Below are 22,832 nucleotides of genomic sequence, written 5' to 3' on the forward strand. Positions count from 1 at the left end.
AAAAACACCAAATTAATTATACACTCTAATATAATCTATCTCAAAAGTTGAAGAAGTAAAATTAGGATCTACTGGACCTCCCCAAACACCTCCCATTGCTAAATTTACAATTAAGTAAAAGTTTTTATTGAATGGAAATTTATCTGAATTTACAAAAGTGTAAAACAACTTGTCATCCACATAAAACTTTATAGAATCTGCTTTCCAATCAGCTGTATAGATATGAAATTCGGTATTATCATTAGGCACATTTATAGTTCCTGTATCTGGAGTACTTCCTGAACGCCCGGGGGAGTGCAATGATGAATGATTGACATTCAACTCTTTTCCAACAGATTCTAAAATATCTACTTCACCACATGCAGGCCACCCAACACTGCCAATATTGCTTCCCAGCATCCAGACTGCAGGCCAAGTCCCAACTCCAGTAGGTAATTTTGCTCTAATCACTATTTTGCCATAAGTAAAATCAAATTTTCCATTGGATTCAAGTCTTCCAGAAGTGAAGTCCCCCTTTCCATACTGTTCCCTAATGGCTTTTATTTTCAAAACTCCCCCTTCAACAATGGTGTTTTTTGAACGATTGGTATACGATTGAAGTTCGTTGTTAACATTTCCTGGATCCCAAATTTGGAAAGTCCATTTGGAGGCATCAGGCGCTCCATCAGTGTTAAACTCATCTGACCAAACTAAAGAAGATCCCACGAAAACTGTTAATGAAAGCTTCGAAGAAACAAAATGCCCTGAATTGTATGCAGATACATATATAACATAAGTATTTGTCCCTGATGTTGTATAGGTATAAGTAAAATCTCCACTTGTTAGCTCTTTAGTTTCTCCATTTCCAAGTAAAATTTTATAAGAAGTTGCATTAGTTGCACTCAAACTAAAATTTACAGTTCCTGTACCATTCCCATTTGGATTTTGTGCACTTACTCCAACTACTGTTGCTGAAATTGCAAGATTTGAAGGCGTTATTACAGCTTCACTTCCATCATTAGTACTTCCACTACAGGAAAACAACATGAAAAAATTAGCTAAAGCAATGAAAAACAGAACTTTTGAAAATCGATAATTATTGTTTTTTGAAAATTGAATCAACACATTATTTTTCATATTTTTTTTTATTTTTTTAAAACTAATGCTAAAATAAAGCTCAGAACTACCAAATGTAGTTCTGAGCTTACATTTAATTTAAATTTATTAGAGTACCGGTTTCAATTTTAAGTACCAAGCATTTCCAGTTTCAGTTCCTTGAACTCTAACATACAAATAAGTTGATGTTATAACCAAAATCTCATATTCTTTCTGAACAGCACCATATCCTATAAAGGTATTAACTCCTGATAATAAAATACTTGTCTGAGTAGAAGGGGAATTTGCAGGTTTTGATGCAACAGCAGGTGCGCCTGATGATGCTGGTATAAAACTAAAAGCAGAAGTTCCTCCTCCATAAGGATAACATCCTTCATCACCTGATGATGGAATTCCGGGAAGAGTTGTCAACGAACCCGTTTTTGTAAATGCTCCATCTGGAGTGGTAACTTGTAAAGAATAAGTTCCTGTTCCAGTAACTTTAGCAAAAGTAAAAGTGGCTGTATAAAACCCATTTGCAGAAGCTACTTTTTCATTCACTCCGGCAGCCCACCATTCTGGATTGATAGAATCTACATTCCATGGACCAACACCAAGCTGACCTGCTACACTTTTATCAACAACCCAAGTTTTTGATGCGTTATTCGTTAAAGCCGTAACGATTGAAGCATCAACAGTAAAATCACTTCTTACAGTAACATCCTTAGTGACATTTGTAGAAGACCCACCTTTACCATAAGCAACAACAGTAATTCGATAGGTATTTATCCCTAGTGTTGTGTACTTTTTAGTAGCGGTAGCATTAGGTAAATAGACTAAATCTACTGCTGTATTAGCATCATAATCTATTTTATACGAAAGCGCATTGTCACCCGTTACAGAAATTTTTACGCTTCCTGATCCATCACCATTTGGATGTGTTGCATCTTGCCCTACAACTTCTGTATTGACAACAATGTTTGACGGAGCTGTTAAATCTCCTAACGAATAGGTTTCTTGAGTACAACTACTTAATGTTAGAAGCAACACCAAGAAAACGCCAAAAATATATTTTAAATTTGTTTTCATAGTTTTATTTTAATTTGTTAATCGAATGTTATCAACATAAATAACTTCTCCTATTCCTGAATCTGAATCATTGTAACGCAAAACAAGTTGTGTAAATTTAGCCCCTGCAGGTATACCTGAAATAGTACTGTAATCAAATACAATTTCTTCCCAAGCTCCAGATGTCATAAAAGGTGCTTTTAGTACCGCAACTCCATTTGCAGGAGTTCCACCAACAGCCCATTCTAATTCAACATTTAATTTTTTACCAATATTTGCCGGATCAGGATTGTAAGCCAAAACTTTAATTTTACTTCCATAAGCAAAATTAAGAGGGATATTCAATGGACTATACGTACCACTCCATGAAGGCACTCCAATTGGTTTAGTATATTTACCTACTGTTGCACTAGTATTTAAACCTGTCGCATTTGGATTTGCTACTTTAGAAAAAGTCACATCACCAAAAGTTCCAAAAAAGTAATTTACCGCTGCACTTTCAAAATCAATAGGGAATCCAAATAATGTTTTAGTTCCTTGCGCAGTTGCCGCTCCACCACTTTGAGCTATCACTTTCAAAACGAAAGGTCCTCCCGTTGCCGGGTATGTATGAGCTGGCAATTCTTGGTCAATAGCCATAGGTGTACCCACTTCATTTGACACATCTCCATAATATACTAAAAATGATTTAGCGTATAATGCAGTGGCTTTTACTTTCATATCTCCAGAGGTAGAAATGATTAAGTTTTCGGGAGCTCTATAAACAACATCTAATGGAAATGTTTGTTCAGTTGTAGCACCCGAAATAGAAGTAGCGATAATTTTTACCGTATATTTTCCTTCAGGATAAACGTGAGTTGTACTTGCTCCTGGAGCAACTGTAGCTGGCAATCCAGTACCTTGCCCATAAACTACTTGAAACGAAGTAGCGCCATCAGCTGTTGGAGTTATCTTTACTTTCCCTGAGTTATCCGTACTGATATCAAATATTTTATTGACATTCGCTGATGAATCTGTACCTATAAGAGCAGTGTCATTATTGATTCCTTCAACCGTACAACTTATAGTGATAGCCAGTAATAGTACAAAGCTGAAAATAAATTTTATCTTTTTCATAATTTTATCTTTTATTAATTATACCCCGGGTTTTGTTTCAATTTAGTTCCTTGAAGTTCTCTGGTTGGTAATGGAAAAATTTCATCTTTACCTGCAACGAAACCTCTGTTTGCTAATTTAGATGTAGCATCTCCCCATCGTACTAAATCAAAGAATCTATGCCCTTCGCCTGCAAGTTCCATTCTTCTTTCATTTTTAATAGCAGCGAGTGTGACCGGAACAGATGGCAAACCAACTCTTGCTCTTACTGCATCAAGTAAAGCTTGTGCTCTTGCGCCTGACCCTAATGCTTCCGCTTCCATCAAATAAGTATCGGCAAGTCTAATTACATAAGTATTCTGTCTGTAATTTAACTCTGCTGCCCCACCACCAGTACGAACATCTGTTTTTCTTGGAAGGAATTTATTTAAAAAATAACCTGTGTCTTGATAGCCTCCAATATAATCTGCCTGACCTGCCGCTTTTAGAGCTTTCAGATCAAATACGGTAGCCCCAAATCTAGGATCGGTTTTGATGGCATCATACAAATCTTGTGTAATAACATTGAAACTCCATCCTGATGGCAAATCTGCAGCTGTAGAACCAGATGGTCTCGAGTAACTTCTAGGACCTACCATAACACTCAATGAATTCCCTTCGTCTCTGCCACTTCCCCAGAATCCCCAATCAGAATTACCGGCACTTGTATGGGATACTTCTATTATTGACTCTGTGTTAAATTTATTGGCAACAACCCATAAATCATTGAAGTTAGACAACAATTTATTACCGTATTGATTCGCTGCACCCGGTGTACCATTTACTTGAGCCAAAACAGTAGCAGCATCTGTTTTTTTACCTTCATACAAATATACTTTTCCAAGCATAGCTTGAGCGGCACATTTTGTAAGACGTCCAGATTCTGTTGCAGCTGGAACCGTTGTTGGCAAAACAGTTATTGCTTCTAACAAATCTTTTTCTATTTGAGCATAAACGGCTTCTGGAGCAGCTTGTTCTGCCTCATACATATTAGCTGCGGTCAATGGATCTAATAATAATGGAACGTTTTTAAACATTCGAACCAAATTAAAATAATAGATAGCGCGCAACGTTTTTGTCTCTGCAGTAAATCTGGATTTAAGATTATCAGCCATTGCAACATTAGGTAATTTTAAAAGCAAAGTATTTGCTCTAAATATTCCCTGATAATGATCATTCCAAAAACTAGCAGGCACATTTGTTGAAGTAAGGGTATGCTTAGAGAACGCTTGAATTCCGTCCCCATCTGTAGCACCACCGCCGCCAGCATAAAAATCATCTGAACCTGCGTTCATCATAGAAATTATATTTTCAAAGCCACCTGAATTTTTTCTGATTGGATCATAAACTCCAACTAGAGCAGCAGTCGCCTGTTCCTCATTAGCATAATAATTATCCGAAAGAAAAGAACCTTTTGGTGTAATGTTAACAAACTCCTCAGAACAAGAACCTAAGGAAACCATTGCTACTGCTATATATAAATATTTAAATTTTATCGTTTTCATAATTCTTGATTTTATTAAAATTGTAAATTGGCTCCAAACATAAATGTTCTTGCTTGCGGATAGATTCCTTTGTCTATTCCAAATACACCTCCACCAATTTCAGGATCATATCCTGTATATTTCGTTAATGTAAATAGATTTTCAGCAGTTAAATACAAGCGCACTTTATTAGCCCCAATTTTACTAATCACATCACTAGGCAATGAATACCCTAACTGAACTAATTTTAATCTCAGATAATCTCCTTTTTCTAAATAAAAATCAGACATTTTACCAAAATTGCCATTCGTATCATCATTTGTAAGTCTAGGATAAACATTTGATGTTCCTTCACCAGTCCATCTGCTTAATGCAATAGTCTGATAGTTAGCGTTACCAACATCTAACCTACGTAATCCTTGGAAAATTTGATTTCCTGCGGCACCTTGGGTGAAGGCCATAAAATCGAAATTTTTATAATCTAAATTCAAAGTTAAACCGTAAGTGTATTTTGGAATATTGCTTCCTAAAAATTGTTTGTCAGTATCACCTATAGAACCATTACCATCAGTATCAACCCAACGGAAATCTCCTGGACGTGCATTAGGTTGAATTAAACCACCTGAAGCATTTGTATAAGCAGCTATTTCAGCTTGGTTTTGAAAAATTCCAGCAGTTTTAAACCCGTAGAATGAATTATAGGATTGTCCAACTTGTGTTCTTGTTACTGGTCCCATAGATTGAAAAGAAGCATCTCCAGTAATATAATTTGAATCGGCAGCGATATAAGTAACTGTGTTTTTTAAATAAGCTATATTTCCATTAACGGAGAAATTTACCTCCCCAAATTTCTTTTTATACCCTAATTCAACCTCAATACCTTTATTATCCATGTCAGCAACATTTCCTGTAGGATTTGCAGCAACTCCAACATAACCTGGTATATTAATTGGTCTTAAAATACCATTGGTTGTTTTCTTGTATAAATCTACTGTAAGGTTAAAATCATTGAAAAATCTTGATTCAAAACCAATATTTGTTTGAGAAGTTTCCTCCCATCTCAAATCAGGATTATCAAGTGTAAGGTTTGCATAACCAGTAGTGATTGCACCAACATTCCCAAAAGAAAAATTATATCCCCCTTCTACAAGTGAAAGATATCTAAAATTTGGTATTGCATCATTTCCTACAACTCCATATCCTCCTCTAATTTTCAATGTATTAAGTACATTATTTTCTTTCCAAAAATCTTCTTTGGTTACCACCCATCCTAAATTAAATGATGGAAATACTCCAAATTTATTATTTGCACCAAAACGGCTTGAACCATCGCGACGTATAATCCCAGTAAATAAATATTTTTCTTTATAATCGTAATTAACACGTGCAAACAAAGAAGTCAATTTATGATCTGTCAAATCGAATGTATAACTACTTCTGTCTGATTGTGGAATATCAAAATTGAAAGAGGCATCACGATAATTTGTAATAGGCAATCCGAACAAAGTAGATCCAGATCCTCCTCCAATATTATCCACATAAGAACCTTGCCCCAACAATACCGTTAAATTGTGGTTCCCAAATTGATTTGTATAGGTAAGAATGTTTTCAATATTCCAAGCAAAACTTTTACTATCATTTTTACTGTAACTGTTTTTAAGTACATTTGAAGTGGCACTTAAATAAAAAATTGGTGTAAAACCTTGTCCTCCCCAAGAAGATAATTTTCCTCCAAGGGTAGATCTCAATTTAAAATGTTTAGTTATTGAAGCCTCCAAATAAGCATTTCCCACAATATCATCAGAAAAACCATAACCGCCTAATCTAGTTTTGGCATAAGCCAAAGGATTAGTCATCTCTTGACCAACTAAACTTAAAATTCCATAAGGATTTCCATTTTCATCTCTAATTACAGGGTTTGTGCTATACGGAGCATTATTCGCTTTAACTGGATCTATTTCTATAATTGGTGTAGTAGGATCCAGATTAATTGCAGAACTTAAAGGCCCTCCAAATTCACTATTTGTATTCCCAATTCCAACAGTTTTTTGTCTAGAAAATCCAAAAGTCTGCCCGAAAGTAAATACTTTAGATATTTTATGACTAGAGTTTAAACGGAAATTCTTTTTGGTATAATTCGAAATTTCAGTAGAAACAATTCCTTCTTGATTTTGAAGTCCAAAAGAAGCATAAAAATTAGAAACCTCGCTTCCGCCACTAATACTTAATTCATGGGAATAACGAAATGCATTCGTATTAAAAATTGCTTTTTGCCAATCCGTTCCAATACCTAAAGTTGATAAATTAGAAAATATAACCGGACCACCAGCAGCAACTGATTTTTCATTTAATAGCGCTCCATATTGTGTTGCGTTTAGTAAGTGCAACGTCTTTTCAGGTGAGGAAATTCCTGAGAATCCATTGTAGTTTACGGTAATTTTTCCTGTTTTCCCTTTTTTGGTTGTAACCAAGATAACTCCAGTTGCAGCACGCGTTCCGTAAATTGCGGCCGAAGCAGCATCTTTCAAAACCTCTATCGACTCAATATCAGATTGATTCAAAAATCCTATTCCGCCAGCATCAACAACAACACCATCAACAACCCAAAGAGGGTCATTCCCTCCCTCACCAAAAGTAGTCACCCCTCTAATTCGAATTGTGGATGCCGAACCTGGTTGACCAGAACTGGCAGCAATAGTAACTCCTGAAACTCTGCCCTGTAAAGCTTGCTCAATGCGCTCATTAGGAACTTTCTCAAGATCTTTAGCTTTAACACTGGATATTGCACCTGTAACAACACTTTTCTTTTGAGTACCATATCCAACAACAACCACTTCCTGTAAGGATTCTGATGAAGGATTAAGTTTAACATCAATTCGATTTCTTCCGTTAATAGGTTCCTGAACGGAATTATACCCTAAATAACTAAATACTAAAGTCCCTTTTGAAGTGGTCTTTATTTGATAATTTCCATCAAAATCCGTAGCCGTAGCTTTGGAAGTTCCTTTAATTAAAATGGATACTCCAGGGATGGGAAGTCCGTTTTCGTCATAAACTTTTCCGCTTACATTAACATCTTGTGCTTGTGCGTAAACTGAGAATAGAATAGATAAAAAACAAAAAATAAACAATTTTCTAAATTTCATATTTCTAAAAATTTTGGTTAATTAATTAGTAATTTCCAGCAATATTATATTTATTTTTTCTATATTCTTATTTATCTTTCCTTACAAAAACACATCAAAGTCATTTTTATTACTTGACAAAAACACATCAAAATTTACATAAGTACCTTATTATAAATTATTTGAATTTTACTTTACCGTGTTATACAAATGTTAATTTAAAAAAAACCACTACATTTATAGAATATATAAACACTTCCATTTTTTTATAAAAATCTGACCAAAACAAGCACTTCTTCTTATTGTCTATGAGCAGAAACCGAAGTCTTTTTAAATAATAATCAATTTATTACATTTAGAATTCAATCATGAGATTTACAAAATTCCATCTTCTAATTTTATTAATAACAACAACACTCTGTAGTCAAGTCAAGAACATAGGACTACCAGATATTAGAAACTACAAAAGATCCGATTATAAAGGTGGCACTCAAAATTGGGATATTGACCAAGATAGAAATGGCAATTTATATTTTGCTAATAATAACGGTCTTTTTCAATTTGATGGCTCATCATGGAGAAAGTATAATATCCCAAACTCGATAGCGATACGATGTGTGAAAATTGATAATTCCGGGAAAATTTTCGTGGGTGGATACAGTGAATTTGGTTACTTTAAATCTAATTCAAAAGGAAAATTAATTTATTTTTCTTTATCTAATATGATAAACAAGAGTACTCTCAAACTCATGGATTTTATCTGGAAAATACATATTCATAATGATGAAGTCATTTTTCAATCATTTGAAAGAATATATATATTTAAGAATAAAAAAATTAAAATCCTCAAAGCCCCCAAACGATTCCAATTCTCATTTCATGTAAAAAACCACCTTTATATACAAGATATCTCACTGGGAATATTGGAGTACAAAAACGGAAAACTATTTCAACTAAAAAATACAACCATTTTAAACAATACAGAAATCTGGGGTATTTTCTCCTTACCTGAAAACAAGTTGCTAATCTCTACTTTAAACAAAGGACTTTTTATATATGACACTAAAAAGATAACACCTTGGAATACCGAAGCAAATACTTTCATCAAAAAAAACAGCTCTCTTGGAGGTGTAGCCATAAAAGATAAAATTATTGTTCTCAATTCCGTTTTAGACGGTATTATTGTATGTGATTTAAATGGCAAAATCATCCAAAATATTAACCGTACAAAAGGGCTTCAAAACAACACTATACTGACCTCTTTTATTGACAGTAAAAATAATCTTTGGTTAGGTCTTGATAACGGAATAACTTTTATAAATGAAAACTCCCCTTTTACTCATTTTGGATTTAGCTACAATATAAGTACTGTTTACGCAACAGCACTACATAAAGGAAATCTTTACGTAGCTACGAATCAAGGGCTTTTTTATCATTCTTGGGATAACTCAATCAAAGAAGACACCTTTAAACTCGTAGAAGGAACTACCGGACAAGCATGGAATATACAAGTGATTGACGACCAATTATTATGTTCCCACAACACAGGGGCGCTATTAATCAAGGGAGAAAAAACGACAAAGATATTGGACAACATAGGTTACTGGAAATTCATGCAAATTCCTAACAATGCCAATTATTTAATTGGCTCCAATTATGATGGCTTTGCAATCTTTGAAAAAACATCAAACAGTTGGCAATTTAAAAATAGAATTGAAGGCTTTTCTAAGTCATCCGGATCATTTGAAATGGAAGGAAAAAATATTTGGATAAAAAAAGATAACTTAGCCTTTAGAATGACATTAAGTGGGGATCTGAAAAGATTTGAATCAATCAAAACATATCAAGATTTATCAAAAAAAGTAAAAGGGATTGGAACAATACAACAGCTAGAAAACAAGATTTATTTCCAAACAAATAACCACTTTTATAACTATTCCTATGAGCAAAATTTATTTTTTGAAGATAAAAAAATGAGTAATTTATTTGCTACTCTTCCAAAAATAAATACTTTAACTCAAGATAAATATAAAAACATTTGGTATAGTTTTGACGAATCATTAGGTGTTTTATTGAAAATCAAAACGAATCATTATAAAAACATTGTAGCTCCTTTTTCTAAACTTACAGGTAATATAGTATCTAATAATCTATCCATAAATACTACGGGACCTAACGATACTTTTATAGGATTGACCGATGGTTTGGCCCATTACGATTCTAATTTACTAAATAACTACGAAGCAACACCAAAAGCGTACATAAGAAGCTTTTCATTTCCTGGAGACACTATTATTTTAGCAAATGGACAAAAGGCTTTGGATAATTATAAAATTCCATTTTCTTCTAATCATGTAAAATTCACTTTTTCATCTCCTTCGTATGAAAATATTGAGAACCTTGAATTTTCTTACCAGTTGGATGGTTTCGACAACCAATGGAGCAATTGGTCTACCAATACAATTAAAGAGTATACCAATCTAAGAGAAGGCAATTACACTATGAAGATTAAAGCCAGAACCAATTATGGCAAACAATCACAACAAACCATATTGAATTTCTGTATTTCCCCTCCATGGTACAGACATTTTTTAGCGTATATCTTATATGTTTTACTTGTCATTGCTTCTGTATTTTTTATTAGAACTCGAATAAAAACCAAAATACGAAAAAACAAATACTACGAAACTATTGAGCAAAGAAGGCTTTATTTAGAAAAAGAATCGAAAATCAGGCAAGAACAATACGAACTGGAAAAAGAAATAGAAAAATTAAAAAATGACAAGCTTCAAATTAAAATCTTAGCAAAAGACAAAGAACTAGTAAACAATTCCTTACAAGTAGTAAAGAAAAATAAAATTCTTAACGGAATCATCTATAAACTAAAAGATATCAATGTAGAATCCTTTGATGAATCAACCAAATTCCAATTTACAAAACTAAACAGAAGCATAACGAAAGAAGTAAATGCAGACAAAAGCTGGAAAGATTTGGAAAAACACATTAAGAATGTCCATTTTGATTTTCTAAAAAGATTGAAAGAAAAATATCCAACAATTTCTCCACGAGAATTAGATTTATCTACCTACTTACTAATGAATATGTCAACAAAAGAAATTGCCGAAATCATGAATATTTCAAACGGCGGAGTTGAATTAGCACGTTACCGATTAAGAAAAAAATTAGAACTGAATAAGAAAGAAAACCTAATTGGGTTTTTAATGAGTATTTAAGCAATCCAAAAAAAGCCATCATAAAAATAAAATGATGGCTTTTAAATATTAAAAAAATAAATTTCTATTACAAAAAATCTAGTGTGCGCTCCAAAGCCATTCCTCTAGAGCCCTTTATTAAAATTGCACTATTTTCAATGATAGTCTCTCTTAAATAATCTGAAAAAGACTCAAATGTCTCGTAAAATCCAAAATTATCATTATCCATTTTATTCTGATAAAATGCTTTACCAATGAAATAACAAGTTACATTTTTTTCATTCAAAAGCATTGTTACAATTGCCTTATGCTCTTGTTGGCTTTCCTGACCTAATTCAAACATATCACCTAATACCATAATCTTATTTGGATTATCCAATTGCACGAAATTGGCAATAGCAACACTCATACTACTCGGATTTGCATTATAGGCATCCAGAATAATTTGATTAGTTCCTTTGGTTAATAGCTGTGATCTATTGTTCTCAGGAATATAACTTTCTAAAGCTTCTTTAATAGCATTGTCTTCAACTTCAAAATACTTTCCTATAGTGAGCGCTGCATTAATATTATTGGCATTATATAACCCTATTAAATGAGAAACGATTGTACCATTAGAATAATTTATTTCTACAAATGGATTTGCTTTTACAGCAGTTATATTCACATTTGCATTTTCTTTGTTTATACCAAAAGTAAATGATTTTAAAACTTTGGCTTTTTCTACCTGAATAGGATCTTCAAGATTGATAAAAGCGAGTTTATTATTTTCGAAAATATATTGATACATCTCACTTTTACCTTCAATAACTCCTGCTACACCACCAAAACCCTCAAGATGTGCTTTACCAAAATTAGTGACATAACCATAATCTGGTTTGGCTAATTCACAAAGAAATTGAATTTCTTTTTTATGATTTGCACCCATTTCAACAATTCCAATTTCAGTTTCTGAATCAAACGACAACAAGGTCAATGGCACTCCAATATGGTTATTTAAATTCCCGATTGTCGCCTTGGTTTTATATTTTTTTGAAAGAACAACATTAATTAGCTCTTTTGTTGTTGTCTTTCCATTACTACCTGTAAGGGCAATTATAGGTATTTTTAAATAAGCTCTATGAAACTTAGCTAATTCTTGCAGCGCCATTAAACTATCTTCAACCAAAATAGTTCTTTGGTCAATAAAATAGTCTCTATTATCAACAATAACATAAGAGGCGCCTTTTTCTAATGCTTCTTCAGCAAAAGTATTAGCGTCGAAACGATCTCCTTTTATAGCGACAAAGAATGAATTTGGCTCAATTTTGCGTGTATCTATTGAAACCGATTTACATTTTAAAAACAAACTATGAATGTAATTAATATCCATTTAAAAACGATTTAAAAAAATAAAAGCCCTAATCAAAGGGCTTTTATTACTATTATATATAAAAATTAATTTCTTGCTGATTTTTTCTTATCTGCTTTTGGACCCACTCTTGACATTGCACATCTAAACCCAATATAATCAGTTGCCATATCTTGAGGAAAATACCTTCTTTGAGCCGGATCTAACCAATATGCTCTATCTCTCCAAGACCCTCCTTTATAGACTCTTACCTCATTATTTATCAAAGTCGTTCTTTTACTGGAAACATCATATTTTCTAACCATTTTCCCCAAACTGTCTGTAGTGACATTATGTTTAGGAGAATTGTACATGATTTTTTCTTCTTTTTGTTTTTCGTTATCCGATTCAGAAGATCCAAAATTATAATATCTAGTAGACTGTTTATCACCGTCTCTATAATTGATATTATCACTTTTATCAAAATTTGTTCTTAAATACGTTTCATTTTCATCAACTGGAACCTGAGCAATTTGACCTGGAAAACTAGTAGCTACTTTTTTACCATTACTTAAGGTTTCATACTTCATGGTTTCCTTAGTAACAATTTCTACTTTACCATCAGCTCCAATTTTATTTTTAGTGTATTGATTACCTCTAAAATAGTTAAAATCATTTGATTCATTATCAATAATTGGTCTATAAACATCCTGAACCCATTCGGCTACATTCCCTGCCATATCATACAAACCAAAATCATTTGCCGGGTAACTTTTAACTGCATTAGTAATATCAGCACCATCATCAGACCATCCTGCTATCCCACCATAGTCACCATTACCTTGCTTGAAATTAGCCAATTGATCTCCTTTGCTTTGTCTTTTTCCAGAACGGGTATAACTACCAGACCAAGGATATTTCTTTTGACCTTTGTAAATATTATATTCTCTTTGACCAACATCAGCTGCAGCTGCATATTCCCATTCAGCCTCAGTAGGAAGCCTATATTCAGGAAGTATAATCCCCGAAGAACGTTGTGCATATACATTTTTCTCTTCTGAAACAGTACCGTCTTTTCCCGCTTTTGGTGCTTTTCTAGCTCCTTTTCTTCCTTTTAAAACTATTTCTTCATTTCCTCCATAAGTTAATGTAGGACTATTTAAATAAGTTTCAGTACTAAAAGAACTTTCTGCAGTTACATCATTAGTTTTTGCATTTTTCTTAAGGTATCCATTTTTTTCTAAAATCGCTTCATTCACACGATCCGTTCTCCATTTACTAAATTCAACTGCTTGAATCCAATTAACTCCTACAACAGGATAGTTTGCATAAGCAGGATGTCTTAAATAATTATTGGTCATTGTTTCATTATAACCCAATCTGTTTCTCCAAACCAAAGTATCTGGCGAAGCACCTTCATAAATATTTTTATAGTTTTCTTCAGTAGGAGGAAACACCTTTTTTAACCAATCTAAATATTCTAAATACATAAAATTGGTAACTTCAGTTTCATCCATATAAAAAGACTGGACATGTTGCTGTGTAGGAGTATTATTCCAATCATGCATAACATCATCTTCAACTTTCCCCATTGTAAATGTTCCGCCTTCAACAAAAACCAAACCTGGTCCTGCTTCTTGCTTTTTACTACTAGAACCCTTTTTACTGTCTACATTCCAACCTGTAGCTCTTGATGCATTTTTTGAGCTGGATTTCTTACTGCAACTCGCCAAACCAACAATCAAAATCATTGATATCATCAATGGCAAGGTCATAATTTTGTTTACTTTCATACTCTTTAGTCGGTAATAATTTAGGTGCCGCAATATAATAATTAACCATTAACTGACAACATCGTTTTTTTAAAAAATTTAATTCTTTGAATTTTATCAGAAAATCATACAATAGAAACGCAAATTTATAATATTTATTATTTACAATAACACTAAATGATTTATTTTTACTCATTAATAACAATTCACTTTATATCACGTTTAAAAAACAATGAAAAAAATAATTCTGGTTTATTTATCCCTAATTTCTTTCGTTTCTTTTGCTCAAATTAAAGGTGATATAACCATTGAATGGTTAGAAAAAAAGGAAATGTTTTTTGGAGACTTTACAGCTACTGTCCCTTATTTTAGTGGAAGTAGTTATTATTTTGATTTTTCAAAAAAAACAATCATCTACACCCTTAAAATATCAGAATCAGGTTCATTTAATGAAAATGACTTACAAATTACAGACATCGCATACGAATCAATTTCAACTGTTCAACTTGGCGAATTGGCTTTAGAAAACATTTCAAAAACACTTAGTAGCTCATTAAAAATCAGCAATTCAAGAGATCTTAAACAAGCCTTTCTTTCCTTATCGCCAATTATAAAAGATGACTTTGGATACAAACGAATCAAATCATTTTCTTATCGTATTAAAAGCAGTTCTTCCAAAATTTCAAAACCAGAAAAAAACACGAATATTATTTCTAATTCCATTTTAGCCTCAGGAGATTGGTATCAATTTTACGTTGAAAAATCTGGAGTTTATAAAATATCCAAGAGTTTTTTGCAACAATTAGGTCTCAACGTAAACAGTACCGACCCAAAAAAGATAAAAATTTACGGTAATGGAGGTAAAATGTTGCCTTTGTCAAACAATATTGATTATCCATCTGATTTAACTGAAAATCCTATTCAAATTATTGGTGAAAGCGATGGTGTTTTCAATAATGAAGATTATATTTTATTTTATGCCGAAGGATTAGACACATGGAATGAAGAAAGTCAAACCTTCAATAACTTGTACGATACAAAATCCTACTATTATCTAACCGTTCAAGGTGATAATGGAAAAAGAATCCCTGAAATGACCCAACCTACAGGAAACAGTTCATTAAAATTAGACACATTTGACGATCATCAATACCATGAATTAGACCTTGTAAATATTGCACATCTTGGGCGTCAATGGTTTGGGGAATCGTTTGATATCAATCAGGAGCAGGAATTTGAGTTTAATTTTCCAAACTATGATTCTACAACGCCAATAAAAATTTTAGCAACAACTGCTTCTGCTGCTTTTACGCCCACTTCATTCAAAATAGCAGCAAATGGCCAAGAAATAGGAAACATATCTTTTCCATCTTTGAACACCAATTCAGACATTGAATTCAACGTAGGCATTTTACCAAAAAACACAACTTTTAACGGTTCCGAAAATGTAAAAATAAAACTAACTTATAATAATAATAGCGTACCTGGCTCAAAAGGCTATTTAGACAACATTACACTTATCGCCAAAAGAAAACTTCAAGGTTACGGAAAACAGTTTCCTTTTCAATACGACTTGTCTAATTCAAGTCTTGGGGTAGTTAGCTATACCATTACTAATGCAACTGGGATTTCTCAAATTTGGGATGTAACTGATTTATTCAATGTAACCAAAACTGAAAATTCAAATCAAAGTTCTTTTACCTTTAAAGCTAATTTAGGTGAACTAAGAAAATACATTGCCGTTGATGAATCAGACTATTACACTCCTTTAAAGGATGGCAAAACAAAAATCACCAATCAAAACTTAAAAGGAACACTTTTTAAAAACAATCAAGGTCTGTTCCAAGATATTGATTATGTAATTATAGCTCCAAATTCCCTAACGACACAGGCTGAAAAATTAGCTAATTTCCACCGTACAAATTCAAATTTAATCGTAAAAGTAATCGCTCTTGAATCCATTTACAAAGAATTTTCATCAGGAAAACAAGATGTTTCGGCAATTAGAAATTGTGTGAAATATATTTATGAAAATGCTTCAACGGCTGATAAAAGAATAAAATACGTAAACCTTTTTGGTGATGCTTCCTATGATTTTAAAAACCGCATTACAAATAACACCAATGTAGTTCCTATTTATCATTCCTTAAATAGTAATACTTCAGGAGAAACTTCCTTTGCTTCCGATGATTTTTTCGGATTAATGGATATTAATGAAGGAAATATAGTTTCTTATTTTGGAGGAATAGATATTGCAGTTGGAAGAATGCTCGTAAATGATGCTGCACAAGCTGACGAGATGGTAAATAAAGTTATAGAATACTATGATTTAAAATCATATGGAAGCTGGAGAAATAATTTTGTTTTAATTTCAGACGATGCCGATAAATCTTCGGACGCAAGCCTTCAAACCCGTCAAAATAGTTTAGCCGACGTTATTACTACCGAAAAACCTTTTTTGAATATCAATAAAATAATACTAGACTCTTATGTTCAAGAAGCTTCCGCGGGAGGTTTTAGATACCCAAAAGCGAGAACTGATCTTTTTAATGCTTTTGAAAAAGGAGCATTGGTCTTTAATTATTTAGGACATGGCGGAGAAGATGGTTTATCAAGTGAACGCATTTGGGAAAAATCGGACGGGCAAAACTTAAGTAACCAATACAAATATCCTTTATTCATAACCATAACTTGTGAATTTTCCCGTTTTGACAATCCTTCAAGACCTACAGCAGGCGAATATACTTACTGGAATCCTAAAGGCGGAGCTATTGCAATGATTACTACTATACGAGCAATCGGCCAATATAATGCGGAAAATTTCAATGACATTCTTTCTAAAAATTTATTGTCATTTGGTTCTAATCAATATACTTCCATCGCTGAAACTTTGCGGCTCTCCAAAAATAGCAATCCAAATTCAGCAACTAATGTAGTTTTTTATATTGGCGATCCCGCATTAATGCTTGCTATACCAAAACCAAAAATAAATCTTACTAAAGTAAATGATGTTTCCATTTCACAACCTGTTGATGATTTCAAATCATTGGCAAAAATTAAATTAAGCGGAGAAATTACGGATGAAAACAACAATCCACTTAGCAATTACAACGGAGAAGTCTCCACAACTATTTTTGACAAAACCATCCCTAGAACAACATTAAATAATGACGGAAATAGCACACCACTAAATTTCAATGTTTTAGGCGAAACCATTTTTAGAGGAAATGCATCTGTAATTAATGGTAAATTTGAATTTAGCTTTGTTGTTCCCAGAGATATTAGAATTCCATTAGCCAACGGAAGAATTAGTTTTTACTCCAAAAAAAATCAAATATTAGAAAATGAAACCGGATATAATACCGCTATAAAAGTAGGGGGAATTAATGAAAATGCAATTGCGGACAATATTAGTCCAAGAGTTAAGTTATATATGAATGACGAGACTTTTGTTTCGGGAGGCACAACTAATGAATCGCCTTTCCTACTTGCTTTTCTTGAAGATGAAAATGGTATTAACACAGCCAGTGGAATTGGTCATGACATTGTTGCAATATTAGATGGCGAAGTGAATAATCCGTATATTTTAAATGATTATTATCAAACAAAATTAGATGACTATACTAATGGAACACTTCGGTTTCCATTACGTAATTTATCTATAGGCTTACATACTATAACTTTCAAAGCGTGGGATGTTTATAACAACCCAATAATTACTGAGATTCAGTTTGTAGTAGTTGGTGATGAAATGATAACATTGACTCATGTATTGAATTATCCCAATCCATTTGTCAATTACACTGAATTTTGGTTTACACATAACAGACCCTATGAAGCGTTAGATGTCCAGATTCAAGTAATGACGATAACAGGAAAAGTGGTCTGGACTAAAAACCAAGTTATTTTAACCGAAGGTTTTTTATCAAAAGAAATCACTTGGGACGGAAAGGATGATTTTGGCAGCAAAATTGGGAAGGGAGTTTACATTTACAAGCTCACAGTGAAATCGAACTTATCAAACAAAAAGGTTGAAAAATTTGAAAAACTTGTAATACTTTAATAAAATACTATATTTGTTTAACCCATATTCTTACAATAATGAAAAAAATTACGTCGGTCTTTATCTGTTTATTTATAGTTTCATTAACTAAAGCACAAGATAGAGTCATAACAACAGGAGTTCCATTTTTATTAGTATCCGCCGATGCAAGAGCAGCAGGTATGGCTGATATAGGTGTCTCATCATCTGCCGATGCTTTTTCACAACAATGGAATCCGGCAAAATATGCTTTTGCAATAGACAAACAGGGGTTTTCTGTGAGCTACACCCCATATCTTACTGATTTAGTAAACGACATTTCATTAGGACAATTAACCTATTACAATAAACTTAACGAACGGAGTGCATTTGCAGGAAGCTTTAGATATTTTGGACTAGGCAACATAGAGCTTCGTGAAACTGGTAATCCAGATGAAGTTCCAAGAATAGTTTCTCCAAATGAATTTGCTCTTGACGGATCATACTCTTTAAAACTAAGTGAACGGTTCTCCATGGCTGTTGCTGGACGCTACATCCATTCTAGTCTAAAAGTAGCATCGGATAATGGTGATGCTTCACCAGCAACTTCATTTGCAGTTGATGTGGCAGGATTCTATCAATCAGAAGAAATTGCATATACTGATTTTAACGGAAGATGGAGAGGTGGATTTAATATTCAAAATTTAGGACCAAAAATAAGCTATGACAATGATGAATTTAGCACCAATTTTCTACCCGCAAATTTAAAAATAGGAACTGGTTTTGATTTCATATTAGATGATTATAATAAAGTAGCCTTAAATCTAGAATTCAATAAATTATTAGTACCCACTCCACAAAACCCAGATTTAAATGGAGACGGAACAGTGACTAGCGAAGAAAGAGCACAAAACCAACAGGATTATCGTTCTATTAGCTGGGTATCTGGCGTATTTAAATCATTTGGCGATGCTCCAGACGGATTTAAAGAAGAATTAAAAGAATTCACTTATGCTGCAGGTGCTGAATATTTATACCAAGATTCATTTGCTATGCGAATGGGATATTTTCACGAAAGTCCTTTAAAAGGAGCGAGACAATTTTTCTCTCTTGGAGCAGGATTTAAATATACAATTGTAAAAGTGGATGTATCCTATTTATTCTCTGCATCGAAAGTAAAAAACCCTTTGGAAAACACACTTAGATTTTCACTTACTTTCAATTTTGGTGATAAGTATGATGAATATTAAATAAAATAAACTTTTTAAATATAACAACAAATCCAAATTTCATATCGTTGAAATTTGGATTTTTTTTCCTGTCAAAAGAATGAAAGAAATTATTATTACAACACAATTCAATGTTTTTGATTCGACTCTTGATTTACCAGCTGACATTCAAAATTTAATGGAACAAGCGATAGCAATCAGAAAGAAAGCATATGCCCCATATTCGAAATTTAGAGTAGGCGCAGCAATACTTTTAGACAACGGAACGATTGTATTAGGTTCAAATCAAGAAAATGCAGCATATCCCTCCGGTCTTTGCGCTGAACGTATTGCGATTTTTCAAGCAGGAGCGATTTATCCTGACGCAAAAATTTTAAAATTAGCAATAACCGCTGCTTCAGACACAAATAAAACAACGACACCGATACCACCTTGTGGCTCTTGCAGACAATCAATAGCAGAATATGAAATAAAACAAAATACCCCCATTCAAATCTACTTCATGGGAGAAACAGGTGCTATTTACAAATCAGCATCCCTAAAAAACTTACTTCCTTTTATGTTTGATAAAAAGTTCTTGTAAAAAAAACCAAAAACTAGCTTATAAATTTTACTTCTTAGTTGGAATGTCTTATTTTTGCGATTCGCAAATTTGTGGGAGGAAACTATTTTGCGTTATGGTACCAATTCATAATACAATAACACTTTAGCAAAAGAATTAATTCAGATGAAAGAAGTTACAAAAGAAGTTTATTTAAAGTGGTATGAAGACATGCTACTTTGGAGAAAGTTTGAGGACAAACTTGCAGCATTATACATCCAACAAAAAGTTAGAGGATTTCTACACTTATATAATGGTCAAGAAGCCGTTCTGGCAGGTGCATTGCACGCCATGGACTTGACAAAAGACAAAATGATTACTGCTTATAGAAATCACGTTCAACCAATAGGAATGGGTGTTGATCCAAGACGAGTAATGGCTGAACTAATGGGAAAAGTCACAGGAACATCTAAAGGAATGGGTGGTTCTATGCACATTTTCTCAAAAGAACACCGTTTTTATGGTGGTCACGGAATTGTAGGAGGACAAATACCTGTAGGTGCCGGATTGGCATTTGGAGATAAATACAATGGTACTGGCGGTGTTACTATGACCTATTTTGGTGATGGAGCTGCTCGTCAAGGTTCCTTACACGAAGCCTTCAACATGGCTATGTTATGGAAACTTCCAGTAGTATTTATCGTTGAAAATAACGGTTACGCTATGGGAACTTCTGTAGAAAGAACTGCAAACCATACTGATATCTGGAAACTAGGTTTAGGATATGAAATGCCTTGTGGACCAGTTGATGGAATGAATCCGGTAAAAGTTGCTGAAGCAATGACAGAAGCTATTGATAGAGCACGTCGTGGTGATGGACCAACTTTCCTTGAAATGAAAACATACCGTTACAGAGGACACTCCATGTCTGATGCACAACTATACCGTTCGAAAGAAGAAGTAGAAGAATACAAAAAAATAGATCCAATTACACAAGTTTTAGATGTAATTAAAGATCAAAAATATGCTACTGAGGAAGAGATTGAAGCAATTGATCAAAGAGTAAAAGATTTAGTGGAAGAATGCGTAAAATTCGCTGAAGAATCACCTTACCCTGAAATCCAACAATTATACGACGTAGTATACGATCAAGAAAACTATCCATTTTTACCTCATAAACTATAAATCAATTATGGCAACAATAATAACAATGCCTCGTTTGAGCGATACGATGACGGAAGGAACGGTAGCGACTTGGCTAAAAAAAGTAGGAGACAAAATTAGCGAAGGTGATATCCTTGCAGAAATTGAAACTGACAAAGCAACAATGGAATTTGAGTCTTTCAATGAAGGAACTCTATTATATATTGGTATTCCAGAAGGAGAAACTGCACCGGTAGACTCTCTATTAGCAATAATAGGAAATGAAGGTGAAGATGTTTCAGCTTTAATAGCTGGAAAAGCAACTCCCGCAACTGAAGAAGTTAAACCTGCCGTTGCTGAAACTGTAGCAGCTCCAGAAGTTAAAAAAGAAGAAACAACTGCTCCAGCTTCTTTACCAAAAGGAGTAATCGTAGTTACAATGCCTCGTTTAAGCGATACCATGACAGAAGGTACAGTTGCTACTTGGTTGAAAAAAGTAGGTGATAAAATTACCGAAGGAGATATACTTGCTGAAATCGAAACCGATAAAGCAACAATGGAATTTGAATCTTTCAACGAAGGAACACTATTATACATAGGAATTGAAGAAGGAAATACTGCCCCTGTTGATAGTCTTTTAGCCATCATTGGACCTGAAGGAACTGACATTAGCGGTATTGGTGAAAATTATAAAACTGGAGGATCTCCACAAGCCCCTATTGCAACTGAAGAAGCAAAAGCAGCACCAGCTGAAAAAACAGCAGAACCAATTGTACAAGAAGCATCAACTGACGGACAGAGAATTTTAGCATCACCATTAGCAAAGAAAATTGCAAGTGACAAAGGAATTCAATTAACTCAAGTGAAAGGTTCAGGTGAAAACGGGCGTATCGTAAAAAGCGATATTGAAAACTTCACACCACAAACTACAGCTGCACCGGCTACTGCAACTTCCGCACCAGCCAAAACAGAAACTGTTGCCGCAGCAAAACCATTTGTTCCAGCAGGAGAAGTTTTCACAGAAGAAATCAAGAATTCGCAAATGCGAAAAATCATTGCTAAACGTTTAGCAGAATCTTTATTTACAGCTCCACATTACAACTTAGTAATAGAGGTAACTATGGATGATGCGATGAAATCAAGAGCTATCATTAACAGCGTCCCTGATACAAAAGTATCTTTTAACGACATGGTAATAAAAGCTTGTGCATTAGCTTTGAAAAAACATCCAAAAATAAATTCACAGTGGAGAGAAGATGCTATCATCATCAACCATCATGTGAATATTGGAGTTGCCGTAGCTGTTGAAGACGGTCTAGTAGTACCTGTATTACGATTTACAGATGCTATGAGTTTATCACAAATTGGCGGAAACGTAAGAGATCTTGCAGGAAGAGCTAAAAACAAAAAACTATTACCTACTGAAATGGAAGGAAGTACTTTTACTGTTTCTAATCTTGGTATGTTTGGTATTACCGAATTCAACTCTATTATCAATCAACCAAACTCTGCGATCCTATCAGTAGGAGCAATTGTAGAAAAACCAGTAGTGAAAAATGGACAAATTGTAGTAGGAAATACAATGATGTTATCTTTAGCTTGCGATCACAGAACTATTGATGGTGCTACAGGAGCTCAATTTTTACAAACATTGAAACAATTCATAGAAAACCCAGTTACGATGCTTGCGTAATAACTT

Annotated in this window: 13 protein-coding genes; 6 read left to right on the forward strand and 7 right to left on the reverse strand. The window is 33.6% G+C overall.

Going from position 1 to position 22,832, the window contains the following annotated elements; translation table 11 throughout:
• Positions 1 to 12: 12 nt before the first annotated feature.
• The 5 genes from T410_RS02055 to T410_RS02075 form a co-directional block, all read right to left on the reverse strand.
• Positions 13 to 1,116, reverse strand: a complete 1,104-nt coding sequence (locus tag T410_RS02055) for a glycoside hydrolase family 16 protein (RefSeq protein WP_081897792.1) — start codon at positions 1,114 to 1,116, stop codon at positions 13 to 15.
• Positions 1,117 to 1,203: 87 nt separating this feature from the next.
• Positions 1,204 to 2,163 (reverse strand): hypothetical protein, encoded by a 960-nt coding sequence (locus T410_RS02060; RefSeq protein WP_035668241.1) that lies wholly within the window; start codon positions 2,161 to 2,163, stop codon positions 1,204 to 1,206.
• 9 nt (positions 2,164 to 2,172) lie between these two features.
• Positions 2,173 to 3,258 carry a hypothetical protein gene (locus T410_RS02065; protein WP_035668243.1) on the reverse strand — a complete coding sequence of 362 codons (1,086 nt, stop codon included), beginning with the start codon at positions 3,256 to 3,258 and terminating at the stop codon, positions 2,173 to 2,175.
• A 14-nt stretch (positions 3,259 to 3,272) separates the two neighbouring features.
• Positions 3,273 to 4,781 carry a RagB/SusD family nutrient uptake outer membrane protein gene (locus tag T410_RS02070; RefSeq protein WP_035668244.1) on the reverse strand — a complete coding sequence of 503 codons (1,509 nt, stop codon included), beginning with the start codon at positions 4,779 to 4,781 and terminating at the stop codon, positions 3,273 to 3,275.
• 14 nt (positions 4,782 to 4,795) lie between these two features.
• On the reverse strand, positions 4,796 to 7,906 hold the full coding sequence (locus tag T410_RS02075; RefSeq protein ID WP_035668246.1) for a TonB-dependent receptor: 3,111 nt from the start codon (positions 7,904 to 7,906) through the stop codon (positions 4,796 to 4,798).
• Between the two features lie 347 nt (positions 7,907 to 8,253).
• Here T410_RS02075 and T410_RS02080 point away from each other — a divergent pair, with 347 nt between their 5' ends.
• The gene (locus T410_RS02080; RefSeq protein WP_035668249.1) at positions 8,254 to 11,118 is read left to right on the forward strand and encodes a triple tyrosine motif-containing protein; all 2,865 of its coding nucleotides are present in this window, start codon (positions 8,254 to 8,256) and stop codon (positions 11,116 to 11,118) included.
• A gap of 67 nt (positions 11,119 to 11,185) precedes the next feature.
• Here T410_RS02080 and murF read toward each other — a convergent pair whose 3' ends face one another.
• Positions 11,186 to 12,469: a UDP-N-acetylmuramoyl-tripeptide--D-alanyl-D-alanine ligase gene (gene murF, locus T410_RS02085; protein ID WP_035668251.1), complete on the reverse strand. Its 1,284-nt coding sequence runs from the start codon at positions 12,467 to 12,469 to the stop codon at positions 11,186 to 11,188.
• Between the two features lie 65 nt (positions 12,470 to 12,534).
• On the reverse strand, positions 12,535 to 14,220 hold the full coding sequence (gene gldJ / locus T410_RS02090; RefSeq protein ID WP_035668253.1) for a gliding motility lipoprotein GldJ: 1,686 nt from the start codon (positions 14,218 to 14,220) through the stop codon (positions 12,535 to 12,537).
• Between the two features lie 211 nt (positions 14,221 to 14,431).
• Between gldJ and porU the strand changes: the two genes are divergently transcribed.
• The 5 genes from porU (at position 14,432) to T410_RS02115 (ending at position 22,826) form a co-directional block, all read left to right on the forward strand.
• Positions 14,432 to 18,262, forward strand: coding sequence for a type IX secretion system sortase PorU (gene porU / locus T410_RS02095; RefSeq protein ID WP_035668256.1), 3,831 nt, complete (start codon positions 14,432 to 14,434; stop codon positions 18,260 to 18,262).
• Between the two features lie 38 nt (positions 18,263 to 18,300).
• Complete coding sequence (gene porV / locus T410_RS02100; RefSeq protein WP_035668259.1) at positions 18,301 to 19,470, forward strand: type IX secretion system outer membrane channel protein PorV; 1,170 nt, start codon at positions 18,301 to 18,303, stop codon at positions 19,468 to 19,470.
• A 79-nt stretch (positions 19,471 to 19,549) separates the two neighbouring features.
• The gene (gene cdd, locus T410_RS02105) at positions 19,550 to 20,032 is read left to right on the forward strand and encodes a cytidine deaminase (protein ID WP_035668261.1); all 483 of its coding nucleotides are present in this window, start codon (positions 19,550 to 19,552) and stop codon (positions 20,030 to 20,032) included.
• Between the two features lie 144 nt (positions 20,033 to 20,176).
• On the forward strand, positions 20,177 to 21,175 hold the full coding sequence (pdhA, locus tag T410_RS02110) for a pyruvate dehydrogenase (acetyl-transferring) E1 component subunit alpha (protein ID WP_035668263.1): 999 nt from the start codon (positions 20,177 to 20,179) through the stop codon (positions 21,173 to 21,175).
• A 7-nt stretch (positions 21,176 to 21,182) separates the two neighbouring features.
• Positions 21,183 to 22,826 (forward strand): pyruvate dehydrogenase complex dihydrolipoamide acetyltransferase, encoded by a 1,644-nt coding sequence (locus T410_RS02115; protein ID WP_035668265.1) that lies wholly within the window; start codon positions 21,183 to 21,185, stop codon positions 22,824 to 22,826.
• Positions 22,827 to 22,832: the final 6 nt, after the last annotated feature.

Origin of the sequence: Flavobacterium sp. 83 (assembly GCF_000744835.1) — a bacterium.
Classification (GTDB): Bacteria; Bacteroidota; Bacteroidia; order Flavobacteriales; family Flavobacteriaceae; genus Flavobacterium.

Bases quoted from the DNA above. Each gene is read 5' to 3' on its own strand.
- T410_RS02055 (WP_081897792.1), bottom strand. From the start codon at position 1,116: ATGAAAAATAATGTGTTGATTCAATTTTCAAAAAACAATAATTATCGA.
- T410_RS02060 (WP_035668241.1), bottom strand. From the start codon at position 2,163: ATGAAAACAAATTTAAAATATATTTTTGGCGTTTTCTTGGTGTTGCTT.
- T410_RS02065 (WP_035668243.1), bottom strand. From the start codon at position 3,258: ATGAAAAAGATAAAATTTATTTTCAGCTTTGTACTATTACTGGCTATC.
- T410_RS02070 (WP_035668244.1), bottom strand. From the start codon at position 4,781: ATGAAAACGATAAAATTTAAATATTTATATATAGCAGTAGCAATGGTT.
- T410_RS02075 (WP_035668246.1), bottom strand. From the start codon at position 7,906: ATGAAATTTAGAAAATTGTTTATTTTTTGTTTTTTATCTATTCTATTC.
- T410_RS02080 (WP_035668249.1), top strand. From the start codon at position 8,254: ATGAGATTTACAAAATTCCATCTTCTAATTTTATTAATAACAACAACA.
- murF (WP_035668251.1), bottom strand. From the start codon at position 12,469: ATGGATATTAATTACATTCATAGTTTGTTTTTAAAATGTAAATCGGTT.
- gldJ (WP_035668253.1), bottom strand. From the start codon at position 14,220: ATGAAAGTAAACAAAATTATGACCTTGCCATTGATGATATCAATGATT.
- porU (WP_035668256.1), top strand. From the start codon at position 14,432: ATGAAAAAAATAATTCTGGTTTATTTATCCCTAATTTCTTTCGTTTCT.
- porV (WP_035668259.1), top strand. From the start codon at position 18,301: ATGAAAAAAATTACGTCGGTCTTTATCTGTTTATTTATAGTTTCATTA.
- cdd (WP_035668261.1), top strand. From the start codon at position 19,550: ATGAAAGAAATTATTATTACAACACAATTCAATGTTTTTGATTCGACT.
- pdhA (WP_035668263.1), top strand. From the start codon at position 20,177: ATGAAAGAAGTTACAAAAGAAGTTTATTTAAAGTGGTATGAAGACATG.
- T410_RS02115 (WP_035668265.1), top strand. From the start codon at position 21,183: ATGGCAACAATAATAACAATGCCTCGTTTGAGCGATACGATGACGGAA.